Origin of the sequence: Serratia sp. 2C06, assembly GCF_050037615.1 — a bacterium.
GTDB classification, from domain to species: Bacteria; Pseudomonadota; Gammaproteobacteria; order Enterobacterales; family Enterobacteriaceae; genus Serratia; species Serratia ureilytica.
The window spans coordinates 2,364,912-2,385,700 of record NZ_CP188299.1; the positions used below are offsets into that span (position 1 = coordinate 2,364,912).

Here is a 20,789-nt window from a genome sequence, read left to right on the forward strand (position 1 = left end):
AAAAAGGGGTTCGGCACGCCGAACCCTATCACTATGCTGAATACGGTGCGTTACTTCAACGCATCCAGCGCCAGGTTCAGCTTCAACACGTTGACCACCGATTCGCCCATGAAGTTGGGCGTGGCCCGATCGGTGTTGTCTTCGATCAGTTTGGCGACCTGTTCCGGCGGCAGATGACGTGCCGCCGCGACCCGCGCCAGCTGATACCGCGCCGCAGCGGTCGAGATCTGCGGATCCAGCCCGCTGCCGGAGGCGGTCAGCAGATCCACCGGGATCGGGCCGCTCATGGCCGGATTGGCCTGGCGCAGCTGCGCCGCGCGTTCGGCGATAACCTTATCCAGCGCCGGGTTGGTGGCCGCCAGGTTGCTGCCGGCGGAGGCCTGTGGATTATAGGCTGAATCGCCGGTCGCCGACGGGCGGCCCCAGAAATAGTCGGCGCGCGTGAAGTTCTGGCCAATCAGCGCGGAGCCGACCGCCTTGTCGCCCTGGTACAGCAGCGAACCGTTGGCCGCGCCCGAAAACAGCAGCTGCGCCAGCCCGGTGGTCAGCAGCGGATAGGCGATGCCGGTGAGCAGCGTCAGCAGGATCAACATCACCAGCGCAGGTCGTAAATATGTCATGTTCTTTTCCCTCAATGGTTAACCGGCGACGTGCAGCGCGACCAGGATCAGGTCGATCAGTTTGATGCCGACGAACGGCACCAGCAGACCGCCGACCCCGTACAGCCACAGGTTGCGGCGCAGCAGAGCCGCGGCGCTCATCGGTTTGTAGCTCACCCCTTTCAGCGCCAGCGGGATCAGAAACACGATCACCAGGGCGTTGAAGATCACCGCCGACATGATGGCGGAGGCGGGGGAGTGCAGGTGCATCACGTTCAGCGCGTTCAGCTGCGGATAGGTGGCCGCGAACGCCGCCGGAATGATGGCGAAGTATTTGGCCACGTCGTTGGCGATGCTGAAGGTGGTCAGCGAGCCGCGCGTCATCAGCATCTGTTTGCCGATATGCACCACTTCGATCAGCTTGGTCGGGTTGGAATCCAGATCGACCATGTTGCCCGCCTCTTTGGCGGCCTGGGTGCCGGAGTTCATCGCCACCGCCACATCGGCCTGCGCCAGCGCCGGGGCGTCGTTGGTGCCGTCGCCGGTCATCGCCACCAGACGGCCTTCAGCCTGATACTGGCGGATCAGCGCCAGTTTGGCTTCCGGCGTGGCTTCCGACAGGAAGTCGTCCACCCCGGCTTCGGCGGCGATCGCCGCCGCGGTCAGCGGGTTATCGCCGGTGATCATCACCGTTTTGATGCCCATCTTGCGCAGCTCATTGAAGCGCTCTTTGATGCCGCCCTTGACGATATCCTTCAACGCCACCACGCCCAGCACCCGGGCGCCTTCCGCCACCACCAGCGGCGTGCCGCCGGTGCGCGCCACGCTTTCCACCAGATCGTCCACCGCCCGCGGGAAGTGCCCCTGATTGGTTTCGACGTGACGGCGAATGGCGTCCACCGCGCCTTTGCGGATCATGCGCTCCTGCACGTTGACGCCGCTCATGCGAGTCTGGGCGGAGAAGGGCACGAAGGTGGCGTTCAGCGCCTGCAGATCGCGCTCGCGCAGGTTAAAGCGCTGTTTGGCCAGCACCACGATGCTGCGGCCTTCCGGCGTTTCGTCCGCCAGCGAAGCCAGCTGCGCGGCGTCCGCCAGCTCTTGCTCTTTCACGCCCGGCGCCGGCAGGAACTCCGAAGCCTGACGGTTGCCCAGCGTAATGGTGCCGGTTTTATCCAGCAGCAGCACGTCCACGTCGCCGGCGGCTTCCACCGCGCGGCCGCTGGTGGCGATCACGTTGGCGCCGAGCATGCGGCTCATCCCGGCCACGCCGATGGCGGACAGCAGACCGCCGATGGTGGTGGGGATCAGGCAAACCAGCAAGGCGACCAGCACGGTGATGGTGACCACGCTGCCGCTGCCGGCCGCCTCGACGCTGTATTGCGAGAACGGGAACAGGGTGGCGGTGGCCAACACGAACACGATGGTCAGCGCCACCAGCAGGATGGTCAGCGCGATTTCGTTCGGCGTTTTGCGGCGTTTGGCGCCTTCCACCATGGCGATCATGCGATCGAGGAAGGTTTCCCCCGGGTTGACGCTGCACTGCACCACCAGCCAGTCGGACAGCACGCGGGTGCCGCCGGTGACCGAGGAGAAGTCCCCGCCGGATTCGCGGATCACCGGGGCGGATTCCCCGGTGATGGCGCTTTCATCCACCGAGGCGCCGCCCTCCAGCACTTCGCCGTCGCACGGAATGGTGTCGCCGGCTTCCACCAGCACGATATCGCCTTTGCGCAGGCTCTCGGCGGCCACTTTCTCCGTGGCGCCGTCGCGGCGCGGGCCGGCCAGTTTTTTCGCCCAGCTGGTTTTCTTGGTGCCTTTCAGGCTTTCCGCCTGGGCCTTGCTGCGGCCTTCGGCCAGCGCCTCGGCGAAGTTGGCGAACAGCACGGTGAACCACAACCACAGGGAGACGCTGCCGGTAAAGGCGGCGGCGCCGTCGGTTTGGCCGGCGAGGATCGCCAGCCAGATGGCGGTGGTCAGCAGGCTGCCGATATACACCACGAACATCACCGGGTTGCGCCATTGAACGCGAGGGTCCAGTTTTTTCACCGCATCGATCAGCGCGGTGCGCACCAGAGCCGGTTCAAACAGCGCGCGTTGTTTGCGAGTCATCTCTTATTCTCTCTCTGTGACGTCTGTTAGTTTGCCAACCAAAGCTGCAAATGCTCGGCCACCGGGCCCAGCGCCAGCGCCGGCACGAAGGTCAGCGCGCCCACCAGCAGCACGGTGCCGATCAGCAGGCCGATAAACAGCGGCCCATAGGTCGGCAGGGTGCCGTTGCCCGCCGGCTGGCGTGGCTTGGCGCTCAGCGAACCGGCGATCGCCAGCACCGGCAGGATCACCCCGAAGCGGCCGACGAACATGGCGAAGGCCAGCAGCAGGTTGTAGAACGGCGTATTGACGCTCAACCCGGCGAAGGCGCTGCCGTTGTTGTTGGCGGCGGAGGACAGGGCATACAGCACTTCGCTGAAGCCGTGGGCGCCCGGATTGAGGATGCCGGCGCGGCCCGCGTCGGTGCCGATGGCCAGCGCGCTGCCCAGCAACACCAGCGCCGGCGTGACCAGGATCGCCAGCGCGGTCATCTTCATGTCGTAAACGTCGATCTTCTTGCCCAGGTATTCCGGGGTGCGGCCGATCATCAAGCCGGCGATAAACACCGTCAGCAGTACGAACAGCAGCATGCCGTACAGGCCGGAGCCGACGCCGCCGAACACCACTTCACCGATCTGCATCAGCCACATCGGCACCATGCCGCCCAGCGCGGTGAAGGAGTCGTGCATGGCGTTGACCGCCCCGCAGGACGCGGCGGTGGTCACCACCGAGAACAGGCTGGTGGCGAGAATGCCGAAGCGCGACTCTTTGCCTTCCATATTGATGTTGCTGTCGGCGCCCAGCGCGCTCAGGTGCGGGTTGCCCGCCAGCTCGGCGTACATCACCACCACCACCGCCACCACGAAGATCAGCGCCATCGCCCAGATCAGCGCGTGGCCCTGACGGTTTTCACCGGCCAGTTGTCCGAAAGAGAAGCACAGCGCGCAAGGGATCAGGAAGATGGCCAGCATCTGCACGAAGTTGGTCAGCACGGTCGGGTTTTCGAACGGGTGCGCCGAGTTGGCGCCGAAGAACCCCCCGCCGTTGGTGCCGAGCATCTTGATCGCTTCCTGCGAGGCGACCGGCCCCATAGGCAGCGTCTGCTGCGCGCCTTCGAGCGTGGTGACGTGCAGGTAAGGCAGGAAGTTTTGCAGCGTGCCCTGGCTGACGAAGAACAGGGCGATCAGCAGCGCGATCGGCAGCAGCACATACAGCGTGATGCGGAACAGATCGGCCCAGGCGTTGCCGACGGTCTTGCCGGCGCGGCGGGTAAAGGCGCGGATCAGCGCAAAGGCCACGGCGATGCCGGTGGAGGCGGAAACGAAGTTCTGCACCGCCAGCCCGGCCATCTGGCTGAAATAGCTGAGGGCGCTTTCACCGCTGTAGGCTTGCCAGTTGGTGTTGGTGACGAAGCTGACGGCGGTGTTGAGCGCCAGATCCCAGGAGAGGCCAGGGAAGCCTTGCGGGTTGAGCGGCAGCGAGCCCTGCGCCATCAGCAGGGCGAACAGCAGCGCCAGGCCGAGCAGGTTAAACGCCAGGATCGCCAGCGCGTACTGCCACCAATTCATCTCGGTGGGGCGGATGCCGCAGGCGCGCCAGACGCCGGCTTCCACTGCGCGCAGCGCAGGCAGCGGCTCACCTTCGATCAGGCGCGCCATAAAACCGCCCAGCGGCCGGGCCAGCAGCAGAAGCACCAGCAGAAAACTGGCGATCAGTAAAAAGGCTGAAGCCGCCATCAGAAATCCTCCGCGTTAAACAGGGCGTAGACCAGATAGGCCAACAGCAGCAGAACCAACAGCGCACCACCAATAACGCTGAAACTCACGGGACACCTCCAGAGGTGTTGTTTTTGATAGAGGCAGTGTAGGGAGCGGGGTAGAAAGAAGATGAAAAAATCGCGCAGGTGGGTGTAAAAAAAGTATAAAAATGGCTGAAATTTCAGCAAAAATTGAGCATTTCAACCAGCAGGTTGGCGGCGAGATTGCGCCTGATGAGTGAATAAGCAAGGGCAGCGGCGTGGCAGCAGGAACCGGATAATAACCACAACGTAACCCATGTTAAGTTAAAAATTAACTTGGTTGTAACAAAATTACGAATCGCCGCGGTGATTAGCGATTTTTTGTGCGATTTAGTGGTCGGATGAGTAGTAAACTTTCATCAAGTGCGCTAAAATTTTGTCCAGTTACCAAATTACCGATTGTTCATTTGATACGCCCACGCCGTTTTCCCTGACAAATCAACGGCAGGCGTTTTTAAGGAGGTTCGCATGTCTACGACCTATCACGCTTATTCACTGCATCGGATTCTCCTGCGCCGCAGCGCAGTAGTGATCGCGGGCATTTTGGCCCTGCCGGTGATGCTGTTCCGCAGCGATCGCGGGCGTTTTTACAGCTACCTGCACCGCGTCTGGTCAAAAACCAGCGATAAACCGGTCTGGCTGCAGCAGGCGGAACTGGCGTCCTGCGACTTCTACTGAGTCACTGCCGACTCACGAACAACCCTCGCCCTGCGGCGGGGGTTTTTTTATGCCCCAAGCCCGCTGCCGTCCAGCGCAAGGTCGTATTTGGCAAGCCATTCTTCTACACTTTCCTCATCGACCAACACCACGAGAGAACGGTATGAGTGACAAGATCCCTATCGGCATCAGCGCCTGTTTACTGGGCGACGCGGTGCGTTTCGACGGTGGCCACAAGCGGCTGGCCTTCGCGGTGGAACAGTTGGCGCCCTATGTGCGCTTTGAGCCCGTTTGCCCGGAAATGGCGATCGGCCTGCCCACGCCGCGCCCGGCGCTGCGTCTGGTGAAACAGGCGCAGCCGTGGCCGGCGATGCGCTACAGCAACGACGCCGGCGTGGATCTGACCGAGGAGATGCGCAGTTTCTCCGCGCAGCGCGTGGCCGCGTTGCAGCACTTGTGCGGTTACATCGTCTGCGCCAAGTCGCCGAGCTGCGGCCTGGAGCGGGTGCGGGTCTACAGCGAGAACGGCAAGGACTCGCGTAAAAACGGCGTCGGGCTGTTTACCGCCGAGCTGCTGCGCCAGATGCCGTGGCTGCCGGTGGAAGAGGATGGGCGTTTGCAGGATGCGGCGCTGCGGGAAAACTTTATCGAGCGAGTGTACGCGCTGTATGAGTTGAACATGCTATGGCGTCAGGGGCTGACCCGCGGCGGGCTGATCGCGTTTCACAGCCGCTACAAGCTGTCGCTGCTGGCGCATTCGCAGCCGGCGTACCGCGAACTGGGGCGTTTCGTCGCCGACATTCATCGCTGGGACTCGCTGGAAGACTTCGCCGTGGAGTACCGCAGCCGCCTGATGGCGCTGTTGGCGCACAAGGCGACGCGCCGCAACCATACCAACGTGCTGATGCACGTGCAGGGTTACTTCCGCCGCCAGCTCAGCGCGGCGCAGCGCCAGGAGCTGGCGCACCTGATCGACCGCTACCGGCAGGGCATGCAGCCGCTGCTGGCGCCGATCGCCTTGCTTAAGCATTACATGGCGGAATACCCCGACAGTTATTTGGCGGAACAACGCTATTTCGAACCTTATCCGGAGGCGCTGCGTTTGCGTTACGGCCATTGATTGACAAGGGAATTTTATGACCACGCATCTGGTCTGGTTGCGTAACGATCTGCGTATCACCGACAACAAAGCGCTGCACGCTGCCTGCAGCGATCCCAAAGCCCGGGTGCTGGCGGTGTTTATCGCCACCCCGCAGCAGTGGCGGGAACATGAGATGGCGCCGCGGCAGGCGGCGCTGATCCACGCCAGCCTGCGGGCGGTACAGCAGGCGCTGGCGCAAAAGGGCATTGCGCTGCATTGCCATGCCGGCACGGACTTTGCCGCGTCGATCGACTGGCTGGCGGAGTATTGCCGGCGAGAGCAGGTGGACGCGCTATTTTACAACCGCCAGTACGAACTGAATGAACGGCGACGCGATGCGCGGCTGGAGCAGCAGTTGAATGGACGGGTAACGTGCCACGGTTTTGATGACAGTCTGCTGTTGCCGCCGGGCAGCGTGCTCACCGGCGGCGGCGAGATGTACAAGGTTTATACGCCGTTTCGCAACGCCTTCATTCAGCGCCTGACTGAGTCCGACGTGAGCTGCCTGCCGGCGCCGAAGATCCGTGCCGATGGCGCGTTGCCTGCGCCTGAAGCGCCGGCGGCGTTCGATTATCCCGCGGCGGACATCGGGGGTGATTATCCCGCCGGTGAGGAGGCCGCGCTGCAGCGGCTGCGCGTCTTTTGCCGTGAGCAGGTGCAGGATTACCTCCGGCAGCGCGATCTGCCCGCCCTCGCCGGCACCAGCAGCCTGTCGCCCTATCTGGCGATCGGTGCGCTGTCGCCGCGCCAGTGCTTCAACCGCCTGCGCGCCGAATGCCCGCAGCTGCTGGAAGATCGCGAGAGCGGCGCTTTCGCCTGGCTGAACGAGCTGATTTGGCGCGAGTTCTACCGCCATCTGCTGGTGGCCTATCCCGAGCTGTGTCGCCATCGGCCGTTTATCGCCTGGACGGACAAGGTGAGCTGGTGCGATGACGCGGCGAAGCTGCAGGCCTGGCAGCGGGGCGAAACCGGCTATCCGATCGTTGATGCCGCCATGCGCCAACTGAATGCCACCGGCTGGATGCACAACCGGCTGCGCATGATCAGCGCCAGTTTTCTGGTGAAAGATCTGCTGATCGACTGGCGCGCCGGGGAGCGCTATTTCATGTCGCAATTGCTGGACGGGGATCTGGCGGCCAACAACGGCGGCTGGCAGTGGGCGGCCTCCACCGGCACCGACGCCGCGCCGTATTTCCGCATCTTCAACCCGACCACCCAGGGTGAACGTTTTGATCCACAAGGCACTTTTATCCGTAAATGGTTGCCGGAACTGGCGGATGTGCCCGACAATGACATCCATCATCCCCATCGCTGGGCGGAAAAGCAGCGATGCCCGCTGAACTATCCGCTGCCGATCGTCGATCACAAGCAAGCGCGTGTAGAGACGCTGGCGGCGTTCGAGGCGGCAAAACGGGGAGAGTCTTGAGGCAACTGCAAGGAGCGACGTAATGATGAAAAAGGTGCTGGCCCTGTGTCTGAGCGGCTATTCCGCGCTGGCGATCGCCGGCTTTGACGTGGTGGCGCTGGGCGTCGACGGCGGCGTCAGCGACGGCAACCTGACTTCCTACCTGATCCGCAGCGACAATCAGCCGCAGTATGTGGCGCTGGACGCCGGTTCACTGCTGCCGGGCATCGCCAAAGGGCTGGAGAAGGGCAGCTTCCCGCAGGTGACGCCCGAGCTGGCCGCGCCTTACACGCCGCAGGGCTATGTGTTCCGGCAGTTGATCGGCAGTTACTTTATCAGCCACGGCCATCTGGATCACGTGGCGGGGCTGATCGTCGGCTCGCCCGAGGACAATAAAAAAACCGTTTACGCCCAGGCGGACACCGTGCTGACCCTGCGTAATCACTACTTCAACTGGAAGGCCTGGCCGAACTTTACCGACGCCGGTAACGGCTCGCGGTTGGGCACCTACCGGCTGCAAACGGTGCGGCCGCAGCAGCGGTTTACCCTCGGCCTGACCGGGTTGACCGGCGTGATGTACCCGCTCAGCCACGATCGCTACCCGTCGTCAATGCTGCTGATTTCCAACGGCAACGAGTTCTTCGCCTACTTCGGCGATACCGGGCCGGACAAGGTGGAGCAGTCGCGCGATCTCGATACCGTGTGGCGCGTGCTGGGGCCGCTTGTCGAGCAGAAAAAGCTCAAGGGCATGATTATCGAAACCTCTTACCCTAACGGGGTGGAGGACAAACATCTGTACGGCCATCTGACGCCGGCCTGGCTGCTGAAGGAGCTGAAGAACCTGACGCAGTACAGCGGCGGCGAAGGCTCGCTGAACGGTCTGCCGGTGGTGATCAGCCACATCAAACCGAGCCTGAAGCAGGGCGAAGACGCGCGCGCCGCCATTGCGCAGCAGCTGGCGCAGGGCAACGATCTGGGGGTGAAATTCATCCTGATGGCGCAGGGCGACCGGCAGACATTTTGACTATGAAGAGAGAAGAGAATGCGTAACCTCGATCTGGAACAACTGATCAACACGGAACTGAACGCCGCGGCGTTTCAGGACTATGCCCCCAATGGATTGCAGGTGGAAGGGCGCCCGCACGTGCAGCGCATCGTGACCGGCGTCACCGCCTGTCAGGCGCTGTTGGACGCCGCGGTGGCGCATCAGGCCGACGCGATCATCGTGCACCACGGCTATTTCTGGAAAAACGAGGCGCCGGCGGTGCGCGGCATGAAGCGCAACCGCCTGAAAACGCTGTTGACCCACGACATCAATCTGTACGGCTACCACTTGCCGCTGGACGCGCATCCGGTGCTGGGCAACAACGCGCAGCTGGCGCAGGCGCTGGGCATTCGGGTGATTGGCGACGTCGAGCCGCTGGTGCCGCACGGGGAATTCGAACAGCCGCTGACCGGCGAAGCGCTGCAACAGCGCATCGAAAGCCGACTGGGGCGCGCGGTGCTGCACTGCGGCGATAACGCGCCTGAGCATATTCGCCGAGTGGCCTGGTGCACCGGCGGCGGCCAGGGCTTTATCGACAGCGCGGCGCGCTTCGGCGTCGATGCTTTCATCAGCGGTGAAGTGTCTGAGCAGACCATTCACAGCGCGCGCGAAATGGGCGTGCATTTCTTTGCCGCCGGCCACCACGCGACCGAGCGCGGCGGCGTGAAAGCGCTGGGGGAATGGCTGGCTCAGCACCACGGTTTTGATGTGACCTTTATCGATATCCCGAATCCCGCCTGATTTTTTTCTACGTCGGATCCAGCCCGGCCTGCGCGCCGGCTGAATCCTTTTACCGCGCTATTTCCTTATTTTCCTTATGGTTGCGTTCTATTGACAGCCGGGGCTGCGTCACGCATAACTGGTGTGTTTTTCAGCGCGATAATAATAAGGAGAATAAGGGTGCAACAAGCGCGTTATTACCTTTTAGGTGAAAGAGCGGTAGTGCTTGAACTGTCACCGCCGGTGACGTTGCCGAGCCAGCAGCGCATCTGGGCGCTGGCGGAAAAGCTGAATCATCATCCTGACGTGCGGGAAGTGGTGCCGGGAATGAACAACCTGACGCTGCTGTTGCATACGCCGCAGGCCGACGCCGAAGCGATGCTCGCGTTACTGCAGCAGGGGTGGGAAAGCAAAGAGCGCCTGACGCCGGAGTCGCGTCAGGTGGATATTCCGGTGGTCTACGGCGGGGAGCAAGGCCCCGATCTGGATGAGGTGGCGCGCCATACCGGCATGACGCCGCGGCAGGTGGTGGAATGCCACGCGGCGGCGGCTTACGTGGTCTATTTTCTCGGCTTTCAGCCGGGCTTCTCCTATTTGGGCGGCATGCCGGAAAAACTGGCGACGCCGCGCCGCGCCGAACCGCGTCTGGCTGTGGCGGCCGGCTCTGTCGGTATCGGCGGCGGCCAGACCGGCATCTATCCGCTAGCGACGCCCGGCGGCTGGCAACTGATCGGCCGCACGCCGCTGGCGTTGTTCAATCCCCATGAAATGCCGCCGACGCTGCTGCGCCCGGGCGATAGCGTACGCTTTGTGCCGCAGAAGGAGGGCGTATGCTGATTATTCTGCGCGCCGGCATCTATACCACGGTGCAGGATTTGGGCCGTGAAGGATTTCGCCGTCTGGGCATCAGTACCGGCGGCGCGTTGGATCAACCGGCGCTGAAGATCGCCAACCTGCTGGTGGGCAACGCGCCGGAGGCCGCCGGGCTGGAGATCACGCTCGGCCAGTTCAGCGCCGAGTTTACCCGTCCCGGCTGGATCGCCCTGACCGGCGCCGGCTGCGACGCGCAGCTGGACGGTAAGCCGCTGTGGACCGGCTGGCGCTACCCGGTGAAAAAGGGGCAGCGTCTGGTGCTGGGCACGCCGAAGCGCGGCATGCGCAGTTATCTCGCGATCGCCGGCGGTATCGCCGTGCCGGAAATGCTGGGCTCGCGCAGCACCGACATGAAAGCCGCTTTTGGCGGGTGCGAGGGGCGTAATCTGAAGGACGGCGATCGGTTGCCGCTGGGCAAATCCACCGCGCTGCCGCAAACCCGCTGTGGCGTGAAGCAGCTGCTGTTCACCAACCGCATCCGCGCGCTGCCGGGGCCGGAGTACGCCGAATTCAGCGAAGAGGCGCAGGACACGTTCTGGCGCACCGCCTGGCAGCTCAGCCCGCAGAGCAACCGCATGGGCTACCGCCTGCACGGCGGCACGCCGCTGGAGCGCACCACCGACCGCGAGATGCTGTCGCACGGCCTGCTGCCCGGCGTGGTGCAGGTGACGCACAACGGCCAGCCGATCGTGCTGATGGCCGATGCGCAAACCACCGGCGGTTACCCGCGTATCGCCTGCGTGATCGAGGCCGATCTCTACCACTTGGCGCAGATCCGTCTCGGCGAACCGATCCACTTCGTTCTCTGCTCACTGACGGAGGCGCAGCGCGCCAAGGCTGAGCAGGATCTCTTCCTTCGACAGATTGCCTGGGGGTTACATGATCGTTGATTTGAACGCCGATCTCGGCGAAGGCTGCGCCAACGACCAGGCGCTGTTGCAATTGGTGAGTTCGGCCAACATCGCCTGCGGCTTCCACGCCGGCGATGCGCAGACCATGCGTCAGTCGGTGCGCTGGGCATTGCAGTACGGCGTGGCGATCGGCGCTCACCCGAGTTTTCCCGATCGGGAGAACTTCGGCCGCACCCGCATGCAGCTGTCGCCGGAAACGGTGTACGCGCAGGTGGTGTATCAGCTCGGGGCGCTGGCGGCCATCGCCCGTGCCGAGGGCGGGGTGATGGTGCACGTTAAGCCGCACGGCATGCTGTACAACCAGGCGGCGGTTGAGCCGGCGCTGGCGGAAGCGATCGCCCGGGCGGTGCAGGCGGTCGATCCGGCGCTGCGGCTGGTGGGGCTGGCCGGCAGCGAGCTGATCCGCGCCGGGGAACAACTCGGTCTGACCACCCGGCAGGAGGTATTCGCCGATCGCGGTTATCAGGCCGACGGCACGCTGGTGCCGCGCGGTTTGCCGGGGGCGCTGATCGACGATGACGAACAGGCGCTGGCGCAAACGCTGGAGATGGTGCGCCATCACCGGGTGCGCAGCGTCGATGGCGTCTGGACCGCCGTTCAGGCGGAAACCGTCTGCCTGCATGGGGACGGCGAGCATGCGCTGGCGTATGCGCGCAAGCTGCGGGACAGTTTTGTTCAGCAGGGCATCCGCGTCAGCGCGGAGCAGTAAAGCAATAAAGCAAGACACAACATCACAAGCAAAAAACTATTAGAAAATATCGAGGGAAGACTATGGAACAGGCCGTGAATCTCTGGCCACTGATCGGCATCGCCGCCATCGTGGTCGGGTTTGTATTGCGTTTCAACCCGGTGCTGGTGGTGATCGCCGCCGGCATCATCACCGGTCTGGCGGCGCTGATGCCGCTGGACGTCATTCTGGAAAAGCTCGGCGAGGGCTTTCTCAACACCCGTAACCTGCCGCTGATCCTGCTGCTGCCGCTGGCGGTGATCGGCCTGCTGGAGCGCCACGGGCTGAAAGAGCGTGCGCAGGCGTGGATCGCCAAGATCAAAAGCGCCACCGCCGGCCGTTTGCTGATCGTATACCTGTTCGTGCGCGAGATTACTGCAGCGATGGGGCTGACCAGCCTGGGCGGGCATCCGCAAATGGTGCGGCCGCTGCTGGCGCCGATGGCGGAAGGGGCGACGGAAAACCGCTACGGCGAGCTGCCGGAGCGTACCCGCCACCGCCTGCGCGCCATGTCGGCCGCTACCGACAACGTCGGGCTGTTCTTCGGCGAGGATATCTTCGTGGCCTTCGGTGCGATCATCTTCATGCATAACTTTATGCTGGAGTCCGGCGGCATTCAGACCGAGCCGCTGCATATCGCGCTGTGGGGCATTCCGACCGCCATTTTCGCTTTCCTGATCCACGCGTTCCGGCTGTATCGGATGGATAAACAGCTGAGCGCCGAGCTGGCGCAGCTGAATCAGGCGGCGCTGCAGGCGAAGGGGGAAGCGCGATGAACTTCCAGCAACAATACCTTTACTGGCTGGCCGGCGCGGTGCTGCTGATTGTGGCGGTGATGTCCTTGCGCGATCGCGCCAACCCGCGCCGCATCACCACCGGGCTGTTTTGGGGGCTGTACGGCCTGGTATTCCTGGTCGGCGACTGGACTTATCGCCTGCTGGGCGATGTACTGGGCGAGGGCAGCAACGAAAAACGCATGCTGCATATCATCGTTGGCGCGGTGGTGGTGGTGATGGCCCTGATTGCCGGCTTCGGCGGTGTGCGCCTCGGCAGCTATCACCAGCGGACGCCGCAGGAGCGCGAGGCGAGCGCCAAACGCCTGGGCAACAAGCTGTTCATTCCCGCGCTGGCGATCCCGGTGGTGACGGTGGTCGGCGTGCTGCTGTTCAACAACGTGCCGGCGTTGCAAAACGCGGTATTCGGCAGCGGTAACCACGCGACGCTAATTACCCTGTTCTCGATGACCGTCGGCTGCCTGATCGGGTTGGCGATCGCGGTGACAATGACCCATGAGAAGGCGCTGCAGCCGATACAGGAAGCGCGGCGCCTGCTGGATTCGATCGGCTGGGCGTTCATTCTGCCGCAGATCCTCGCCACGCTGGGGCTGCTGTTTACCGTCGCCGGCGTCGGCACCGCGATCTCGCATTTGACCCAGGAATATCTGGCGGTCGATAACCGTTTTATCGCCGTGGCGGTCTACGCTATCGGTATGGCGGTGCTGACCATGGTGATGGGCAACGCCTTCGCCGCTTTCCCGATCGTTACCGCCGGCATCGGCATTCCGATCCTGGTGTTGCAGCACGGCGGCAACCCGGCGGTGATGGCGGCGATCGGCATGTTCTCCGGCTATTGCGGCACCCTGATGACGCCGATGGCGGCGAACTTCAACATTGTGCCGGCGGCGCTGCTGGAGTTGCCGGACAAGAATGCGGTGATCAAGGCGCAGGTGCCGACCGGCGTGCTGCTGCTGTTGGTTAACGTGTTCCTGCTGTATTTCCTGATGTTCCTGTAGGAGTAAGGATGCAAAAAGTATTGATTACCGGCTTCGAGCCGTTTGGCGGCGAGCGCCTCAATCCCTCCTGGGAAGTGGTGAAGCAGCTCAACGATATGGAACTGGTGGGCACGCGTATCGTGGCGCGCCAGTTGCCGTGCGTGTTCGGCGCCGCGCTGGAGGCGCTCAATGCGGCGATCGACGAGGTGCAGCCGGTGATGGTGCTGGCTATCGGCCAGGCCGGCGGCCGCACCGACATCACGATTGAACGGGTGGCGATCAACGTCGACGATGCGCGTATTCCTGACAATCAGGGGCAGCAGCCGGTGGATGAGCCGATCGTCGCCGGCGGTCCGGCGGCCTATTTCAGCACTTTGCCGATCAAAGCGATGGTCAGTTCGATGCGCGAGGCCGGCATTCCGGCCGCCGTTTCGCAGACTGCCGGCACCTACGTGTGCAACCATGTGATGTATGGGCTGCTGCACCGTTTGAGCGGCCAGCGTGAGGTGAAGGGCGGTTTTATCCATATTCCGTACCTGCCGGAACAGGCGGCGGCCCACCCCGGTGCGCCGAGCATGGCGGCTTCGACGGTGCTGTTTGCGCTGGAGCTGGCCGTTTCCATTGCTTTGCAGGTGGAACACGATCTGAAAGTGGTGGGTGGCGCAACGCATTAATCAAGAACACTCCCGGCGCACCGGGCTGCGCCGGGCCTACGCAAGGAGTGGTCTATGCCGGAAGGACCGGAGATTCGCCGGGCGGCGGACAAACTGGCGGCGGCGGTGATCGATCAGCCGTTGACCGCCGTCGATTTCGCTTTTCCTCAGTTGAAACACTATCGCCAGCGTCTGATCGGCGAGCGCATCGTCGCCATCGAGCCGCGCGGCAAGGCGCTGCTGACCCATTTCTCCAATGGGCTGACGATGTACAGCCATAACCAGCTGTATGGCGTGTGGAAAGTGGCGGCGGCAGGAGAGACGCCGGAGACCAAGCGCGATCTGCGGGTGCGGCTGGAAACCGCTCGCAGCGCAATATTGCTCTACAGCGCGTCTGACATCACCGTCGGGCCGCGCGAGGAGATAGAACAGCACCCGTTCCTGCAACGCATCGGCCCCGACGTGCTGGACATGACGTTGACGGTGGATGAGGTGCAGGAGCGTTTGCTGACGCCGCGTTTTCGCCGCAGGCAGCTGGGCGGCATGCTGCTCGACCAGGCGTTTCTCGCCGGATTGGGCAATTATCTGCGCGCCGAAATTCTGTGGCAGGCCGAACTGGCGCCGCAGCACAAACCGCAGGATCTGGCGCCGGAAGCGCTTTGGCGTCTGGCGGAGGCGCTGCTGGCGGTGCCGCGTCTTTCCTATCAGACGCGTGGGCAGGCGGATGAGAACCGCCATCACGGCGCGCTGTTTCGCTTCAAGGTGTTTCATCGCAGCGGCGAGCCCTGTGAGCGCTGCGGCGCGATGATTGTGCGCACCGACCTGTCGTCGCGGCCGTTTTATTGGTGCCCGGGCTGCCAGAAATAAGCAAAAAAAACGCCGCCCGAAGGGGCGGCGCTGTGCGGTTTCAGCCGGGGAAGCGGCTTACTTGGTTTTCAGCTGGGATTTGAAATCACGCTCGGCATAGCCGGTGTACAGCTGACGCGGACGGGCAATTTTGATGCCTTCGTCGTGCATTTCGTTCCAGTGCGCGATCCAGCCGATGGTGCGCGCGATGGCGAAGATCACGGTGAACATGGAAGAAGGAATGCCCATCGCCTTCAGGATGATGCCGGAGTAGAAGTCGACGTTCGGGTACAGTTTCTTCTCGATGAAGTACGGGTCGTTCAGCGCGATGTGCTCCAGCTCCATCGCCACCTGCAGCAGGTTGTCGTCCTTCTTGTTCAGCTCTTTCAGCACTTCGTGACAGGTCTCGCGCATCACGGTGGCGCGCGGATCGTAGTTCTTGTACACGCGGTGGCCGAAGCCCATCAGGCGGAAGGAGTCGTTCTTGTCCTTGGCGCGCTTGATGAATTCCGGAATGTGATCGACGGTCTTGATCTCTTCCAGCATTTTCAGCGCCGCTTCGTTGGCGCCGCCGTGCGCCGGCCCCCACAGGGAGGCGATGCCGGCCGCGATGCAGGCGAACGGGTTGGCACCGGAAGAGCCGGCGGTGCGCACGGTCGAGGTAGAGGCGTTCTGCTCATGGTCGGCGTGCAGGATCAGGATGCGATCCATGGCGCGTTCCAATACCGGGTTCACCACGTACTCTTCGCACGGGGTGGCGAACATCATGTGCAGGAAGTTGCCGGCATAGGACAGATCGTTGCGCGGATAAACGAACGGCTGGCCCAGGGAGTATTTGTAGCACATCGCGGCCACGGTCGGCATTTTGGACAGCAGACGGAACGCGGTGATTTCACGGTGACGCTCGTTGTTGACGTCCAGCGCATCGTGGTAGAACGCCGCCAGCGCGCCGGTCACGCCGCACAGCACCGCCATCGGGTGCGAGTCGCGACGGAAGCCACGGAACAGATGGGTGATCTGGTCGTGGATCATGGTGTGGCGGGTAACGGTTGTTTTGAAGGTCTCGAACTCTTCCGGCGTCGGGGTCTCGCCGTACAGCAGGATGTAGCACACTTCCAGGTAGGAAGATTCTTTCGCCAGCTGTTCGATAGGGAAGCCGCGGTGCAGCAGCACGCCTTTGTCGCCGTCGATGAAGGTAATCTTGGATTCGCAAGAAGCGGTGGAGGTAAAGCCGGGATCAAATGTGAAATAACCTTTGGAACCCAGAGCGCGGACATCGAGGACATCAGGGCCCAGTGTCGGTGTCAATACGCCCAGTTCGATCGGAGCTTCGCTGTCGTTAATGGTTAGCGTCGCTTTCTTATCAGTCATTTACTGTCTCCTTAGCGCCTTATTTTAAAAACCACTAACAACTGAAATACCTTAAATCTCTGCAGGTTGCCCGCAAAAAATGGTGCGGACGCTAACTCTGTGAGCGACTGCGCAACTGTGCGCGGGTAGGGTACAGAGTGCTGACCAGGCGAACGAGACGGGTGACCAGTTGTTAACGATTCAGAGTAATTCGTTATAGTCTGTTAATCTTACCTATGAGCTGTTCGAAGAGATGTGAACCTATCCCAATAAACTGTTTTTATTTGCTTTATTTGCTTTTTGACGCCGGCAAAATCGAGCGGGAAACAACGGCTATTGGGATAGGTTCGCCAAATACACTGTTGCATAACTCGAACCCGGGGGGAAGTGTATCTGCTGACCCGTAGCGCATCATAGGACCGTTTGTGCCCCTATATGTAATGGAAATGTTGATCTCTTGTCAAATCAGATAATTAATTTTGCACTAATTGTGAAATCCGTGATCTGAATCACTGTTCGGGGGAAATGTTATCAAAGCGGTTGTATGAGAATTGTAATCAGAATGTGATCCTCCTATACTGCCGCCAGGTCTCCGGATTACCCTGAAGTAGGAGCACCCAGCGTTATAAATGCGCGCCGTTTGAGCACAGAGGATGTTGATGTTTGAGCGCGTGACGTGTAAGGGTTTTAGGCTCTTAACGCTGTCTGATCCCCGCCCAGGCCCGGAGGAAGGAAAATAATAAGAGCTGTGTGGGCAAATACGTGAAAAAACAACGACCTGTCAACTTGGATCTGCAAACGATCCGGTTCCCCGTAACTGCGATAGCGTCTATCTTACACCGAGTCTCTGGCGTAATTACCTTCGTTGCCGTGGGTATCCTCCTCTGGCTGCTGGGCCTGTCACTCTCTTCCCAAGAGGGGTTCCTGCAGGCGGCCGCCATCATGAATAGCTTCATCGTCAAATTCATATTCTGGGGCATCCTCACGGCGCTGGCCTATCACATTTGCGGTGGCATCCGTCACTTGTTAATGGATTTTGGCTACATCGAAGAGAGTTTGGCCGCCGGCACCCGTTCCGCCCAGGTGGCGATCGGTCTGACCGTCGTGCTGTCAGTTCTGGCTGGAGTCCTCGTATGGTAAACAACGTTTCTGCATTAGGGCGCAACGGCGTGCACGATTGGCTGCTGCTGCGTGCTTCCGCTATCATCATCACCCTGTACGTCCTGTATATCCTGGGCTTTTTCGTCACGGCTCCGGAACTCACTTATGACATCTGGCGCGGTTTCTTCGCCACTTCCATTACGAAAGTGTTCACTCTGCTGACCTTGCTGTCGATTCTGGTTCACGCCTGGATCGGGCTGTGGCAGGTGCTGACGGACTACGTCAAGCCGCTGGCGGTTCGCCTGGTGTTGCAGCTGGCTGTCGTGGTCGCGTTGCTGGTCTATTTACTGTACGGAACAATCGTAGTGTGGGGTGCTTAAATGAAACTGCCAGTCAGAGAGTTTGATGCCGTCGTAATCGGCGCCGGCGGTGCGGGCATGCGTGCCGCGCTGCAAATTTCCCAAGCGGGCTCGACCTGTGCCCTGCTGTCCAAAGTTTTCCCGACCCGTTCCCATACCGTGTCCGCCCAGGGCGGCATCACCGTCGCGCTCGGCAACAGCCACGAGGACAACTGGGAATGGCATATGTACGACACGGTGAAAGGTTCCGACTATATCGGTGACCAGGACGCCATCGAATATATGTGTAAAACCGGCCCGGAAGCGATTCTGGAACTGGAGCACATGGGCCTGCCGTTCTCTCGCCTGGACGACGGACGCATCTATCAGCGCCCGTTCGGCGGCCAGTCGCTGAACTTCGGCGGCGAGCAGGCGGCGCGTACCGCCGCCGCAGCCGACCGTACCGGCCATGCGCTGCTGCACACCTTGTACCAACAGAACCTGAAAAACCACACCACCATTTTCTCTGAGTGGTATGCGCTCGATCTGGTGAAAAACCAGGACGGCGCGGTGGTCGGCACCACGGCTATCTGCATCGAAACCGGTGAAGTGGTTTACTTCAAAGCCAAGGCCACCGTGCTGGCGACCGGCGGCGCAGGCCGTATTTACCAGTCCACCACCAACGCCCACATCAACACCGGCGACGGTGTCGGCATGGCGCTGCGCGCCGGCGTGCCGGTGCAGGACATGGAAATGTGGCAGTTCCACCCGACCGGCATCGCCGGCGCGGGCGTGCTGGTGACCGAAGGCTGCCGCGGCGAAGGCGGTTACCTGTTGAACAAACACGGCGAGCGCTTCATGGAGCGTTATGCGCCGAACGCCAAAGATCTGGCGGGGCGCGACGTGGTTGCCCGTTCGATCATGATCGAAATCCGCGAAGGCCGCGGCTGCGACGGTCCTTGGGGCCCGCACGCCAAGCTGAAGCTGGATCACCTGGGCAAAGAGGTGCTGGAATCCCGTCTGCCGGGCATCCTGGAACTGTCCCGCACCTTCGCGCACGTCGATCCGGTGAAAGAGCCGATCCCGGTTATCCCAACCTGTCACTATATGATGGGCGGCATTCCGACCAAAGTGACCGGCCAGGCGCTGACCGTGAACGAGAAAGGCGAAGACGTGGTGATCCCGGGGCTGTTCGCCGTGGGCGAAATCGCCTGCGTATCGGTGCACGGTGCCAACCGCTTGGGCGGCAACTCGCTGCTGGACCTGGTGGTGTTCGGCCGTTCCGCCGGCATGCACCTGCAGGAATCGCTGGAAGAGCAGGGCGTGAGCCGTGACGCCAGCGACTCCGACGTGGAAGCTTCGCTTGATCGTCTGAACCGTTGGAACAATACCCGTTCCGGCGAAGACCCGGTCGAAATTCGCAAAGCGCTGCAGTCTTGCATGCAGCACAACTTCTCGGTATTCCGCGAAGGCGATGCGATGGCCAAGGGCCTGGAAGAACTGAAAGTGATCCGTGAACGTCTGAAGAACGCACGCCTGGACGATACCTCCAGCGAGTTCAACACCCAGCGCATCGAGTGCCTGGAGTTGGATAACCTGATGGAGACCGCGTATTCCACCGCCGTGTCGGCCAACTTCCGTACCGAGAGCCGTGGCGCACACAGCCGCTTCGACTACCCGGAACGCGATGACGCCAACTGGCTGTGCCATTCGCTGTATCTGCCGCAATCGGAAAGCATGACGCGTCGTGAAGTGAACATGCAACCGAAGCTGCGCCCGGCATTCCCGCCGAAAGTGCGTTCTTACTAATTGCGGAGATCGACAGATGAAACTCGAATTTTCCATTTATCGCTACAATCCGGATGTCGACGACGCGCCGCACATGCAGGACTACACCCTGGAAGCGGAAGAAGGCCGTGACATGATGCTGCTGGATGCGTTGATCCAGCTGAAAGAAAAAGATCCGACCCTGTCGTTCCGTCGCTCATGCCGCGAAGGCGTGTGCGGTTCCGACGGCCTGAATATGAACGGTAAAAACGGCCTGGCGTGCATCACTCCGGTTTCGTCGCTGCGCAAAGGCAACGGCAAGATCGTGATCCGTCCGCTGCCGGGGCTGCCGGTGGTGCGCGATCTGGTGGTGGATATGGGACAGTTCTACACCCAGTATGAAAAGATCAAGCCATACCTGCTGAACGACGGCAAGAATCCGCCGGCGCGTGAGCACCTGCAGTCGCCGGAACAGCGCGCCAAGCTGGACGGTCTGTACGAGTGCATCCTGTGCGCCTGCTGCTCGACTTCTTGCCCATCGTTCTGGTGGAACCCGGACAAGTTCATCGGGCCTGCCGGTCTGTTGGCGGCGTATCGCTTCCTGATCGACAGCCGTGACACGGAAACGCAAGAACGTTTAGATGATCTGGACGATGCTTTTAGTGTTTTCCGCTGCCATAGCATTATGAATTGTGTCAGTGTATGTCCTAAAGGCTTGAACCCGACGCGTGCGATCGGGCATATCAAGTCCATGCTGCTGCAACGCGGCGCATAAACGGAATGAGATGCTGCGCCGGGCTCTTTTCCGGCGCACATCCCATAGGGGAGGGAACCTCTAAAAACTGACCCGCGGCTGCGGCGCTATGCAGCCTGGTTCTTCCGCCGGTTTTTAGAGGTTCCTTGTAAGGGACCGCAAGGTCCATAACAGAACGTATCGGGCCGTCATGGCCGCAAGTACGTCGAGTGAACCGTTTTACGGCAAACCGTATTCATCACGGT

General features: G+C 61.7%; 21 protein-coding genes. 16 read left to right on the plus strand and 5 right to left on the minus strand.

All coding sequences use genetic code 11. The features are described from left to right. Positions 1 to 50: 50 nt before the first annotated feature. From kdpC to ACP3TA_RS11685, 4 genes are read right to left on the minus strand one after another with little or no spacing between them, the layout of a single operon-like run. Complete coding sequence (kdpC, locus tag ACP3TA_RS11670) at positions 51 to 620, minus strand: potassium-transporting ATPase subunit KdpC (protein ID WP_033642183.1); 570 nt, start codon at positions 618 to 620, stop codon at positions 51 to 53. 18 nt (positions 621 to 638) lie between these two features. Further along, on the minus strand, positions 639 to 2,708 hold the full coding sequence (kdpB, locus tag ACP3TA_RS11675; protein WP_033642184.1) for a potassium-transporting ATPase subunit KdpB: 2,070 nt from the start codon (positions 2,706 to 2,708) through the stop codon (positions 639 to 641). 26 nt (positions 2,709 to 2,734) lie between these two features. Beyond that, entirely contained in the window at positions 2,735 to 4,423 is a 1,689-nt protein-coding gene (kdpA, locus tag ACP3TA_RS11680) for a potassium-transporting ATPase subunit KdpA (RefSeq protein ID WP_072628177.1), read from the minus strand. Beyond that, entirely contained in the window at positions 4,423 to 4,512 is a 90-nt protein-coding gene (locus ACP3TA_RS11685; RefSeq protein WP_016928742.1) for a K(+)-transporting ATPase subunit F, read from the minus strand. Before ACP3TA_RS11685 ends, kdpA begins: the two co-directional genes overlap by 1 nt. A gap of 441 nt (positions 4,513 to 4,953) precedes the next feature. Here ACP3TA_RS11685 and ACP3TA_RS11690 point away from each other — a divergent pair, with 441 nt between their 5' ends. The 12 genes from ACP3TA_RS11690 to nei all read left to right on the plus strand — a co-directional run bounded on the left by ACP3TA_RS11690 (position 4,954) and on the right by nei (position 15,255). After that, entirely contained in the window at positions 4,954 to 5,163 is a 210-nt protein-coding gene (locus ACP3TA_RS11690) for a YbfA family protein (RefSeq protein WP_004939916.1), read from the plus strand. A gap of 142 nt (positions 5,164 to 5,305) precedes the next feature. Beyond that, complete coding sequence (locus ACP3TA_RS11695) at positions 5,306 to 6,262, plus strand: YbgA family protein (protein WP_033651168.1); 957 nt, start codon at positions 5,306 to 5,308, stop codon at positions 6,260 to 6,262. Positions 6,263 to 6,278: 16 nt separating this feature from the next. Then, entirely contained in the window at positions 6,279 to 7,709 is a 1,431-nt protein-coding gene (gene phrB / locus ACP3TA_RS11700; RefSeq protein WP_096242010.1) for a deoxyribodipyrimidine photo-lyase, read from the plus strand. Between the two features lie 22 nt (positions 7,710 to 7,731). Further along, positions 7,732 to 8,712 carry an MBL fold metallo-hydrolase gene (locus ACP3TA_RS11705; RefSeq protein ID WP_163964651.1) on the plus strand — a complete coding sequence of 327 codons (981 nt, stop codon included), beginning with the start codon at positions 7,732 to 7,734 and terminating at the stop codon, positions 8,710 to 8,712. A gap of 18 nt (positions 8,713 to 8,730) precedes the next feature. Next, entirely contained in the window at positions 8,731 to 9,474 is a 744-nt protein-coding gene (locus ACP3TA_RS11710; RefSeq protein ID WP_016928738.1) for a type 2 GTP cyclohydrolase I, read from the plus strand. A 159-nt stretch (positions 9,475 to 9,633) separates the two neighbouring features. Next, positions 9,634 to 10,290 carry a 5-oxoprolinase subunit PxpB gene (gene pxpB / locus ACP3TA_RS11715; RefSeq protein ID WP_421115688.1) on the plus strand — a complete coding sequence of 219 codons (657 nt, stop codon included), beginning with the start codon at positions 9,634 to 9,636 and terminating at the stop codon, positions 10,288 to 10,290. Then, positions 10,284 to 11,216 carry a 5-oxoprolinase subunit PxpC gene (gene pxpC / locus ACP3TA_RS11720; protein WP_426784608.1) on the plus strand — a complete coding sequence of 311 codons (933 nt, stop codon included), beginning with the start codon at positions 10,284 to 10,286 and terminating at the stop codon, positions 11,214 to 11,216. The genes pxpB and pxpC overlap by 7 nt, the downstream gene beginning before the upstream one ends. Next, on the plus strand, positions 11,206 to 11,946 hold the full coding sequence (pxpA, locus tag ACP3TA_RS11725) for a 5-oxoprolinase subunit PxpA (protein WP_180548226.1): 741 nt from the start codon (positions 11,206 to 11,208) through the stop codon (positions 11,944 to 11,946). Before pxpC ends, pxpA begins: the two co-directional genes overlap by 11 nt. A 62-nt stretch (positions 11,947 to 12,008) precedes the next feature. Continuing rightward, the gene (locus tag ACP3TA_RS11730) at positions 12,009 to 12,740 is read left to right on the plus strand and encodes a DUF969 domain-containing protein (protein ID WP_016928734.1); all 732 of its coding nucleotides are present in this window, start codon (positions 12,009 to 12,011) and stop codon (positions 12,738 to 12,740) included. Next, positions 12,737 to 13,756: a DUF979 domain-containing protein gene (locus tag ACP3TA_RS11735; RefSeq protein ID WP_033642193.1), complete on the plus strand. Its 1,020-nt coding sequence runs from the start codon at positions 12,737 to 12,739 to the stop codon at positions 13,754 to 13,756. Before ACP3TA_RS11730 ends, ACP3TA_RS11735 begins: the two co-directional genes overlap by 4 nt. 8 nt (positions 13,757 to 13,764) lie before the next feature. Further along, positions 13,765 to 14,409 (plus strand): pyroglutamyl-peptidase I, encoded by a 645-nt coding sequence (pcp, locus tag ACP3TA_RS11740; protein WP_016928732.1) that lies wholly within the window; start codon positions 13,765 to 13,767, stop codon positions 14,407 to 14,409. 54 nt (positions 14,410 to 14,463) lie between these two features. Beyond that, positions 14,464 to 15,255 carry an endonuclease VIII gene (gene nei / locus ACP3TA_RS11745; protein WP_046686580.1) on the plus strand — a complete coding sequence of 264 codons (792 nt, stop codon included), beginning with the start codon at positions 14,464 to 14,466 and terminating at the stop codon, positions 15,253 to 15,255. Between the two features lie 57 nt (positions 15,256 to 15,312). Here the strand turns inward: nei and ACP3TA_RS11750 are convergent, their stop codons facing one another. Next, positions 15,313 to 16,605, minus strand: a complete 1,293-nt coding sequence (locus ACP3TA_RS11750; RefSeq protein ID WP_033642196.1) for a citrate synthase — start codon at positions 16,603 to 16,605, stop codon at positions 15,313 to 15,315. 729 nt (positions 16,606 to 17,334) lie between these two features. Between ACP3TA_RS11750 and sdhC the strand changes: the two genes are divergently transcribed. The 4 genes from sdhC to ACP3TA_RS11770 are packed head-to-tail and all read left to right on the plus strand — an operon-like array spanning position 17,335 to position 20,565. Continuing rightward, entirely contained in the window at positions 17,335 to 17,724 is a 390-nt protein-coding gene (gene sdhC, locus ACP3TA_RS11755; RefSeq protein ID WP_004939893.1) for a succinate dehydrogenase cytochrome b556 subunit, read from the plus strand. Further along, complete coding sequence (gene sdhD, locus ACP3TA_RS11760; protein ID WP_004939891.1) at positions 17,718 to 18,065, plus strand: succinate dehydrogenase membrane anchor subunit; 348 nt, start codon at positions 17,718 to 17,720, stop codon at positions 18,063 to 18,065. The genes sdhC and sdhD overlap by 7 nt, the downstream gene beginning before the upstream one ends. Next, a complete protein-coding gene (gene sdhA / locus ACP3TA_RS11765) occupies positions 18,066 to 19,832 on the plus strand; it encodes a succinate dehydrogenase flavoprotein subunit (protein ID WP_015376974.1) in 1,767 nt (588 codons plus the stop codon). A 16-nt stretch (positions 19,833 to 19,848) separates the two neighbouring features. Beyond that, the gene (locus ACP3TA_RS11770) at positions 19,849 to 20,565 is read left to right on the plus strand and encodes a succinate dehydrogenase iron-sulfur subunit (protein WP_015376975.1); all 717 of its coding nucleotides are present in this window, start codon (positions 19,849 to 19,851) and stop codon (positions 20,563 to 20,565) included. Positions 20,566 to 20,789 lie beyond the last annotated feature (224 nt).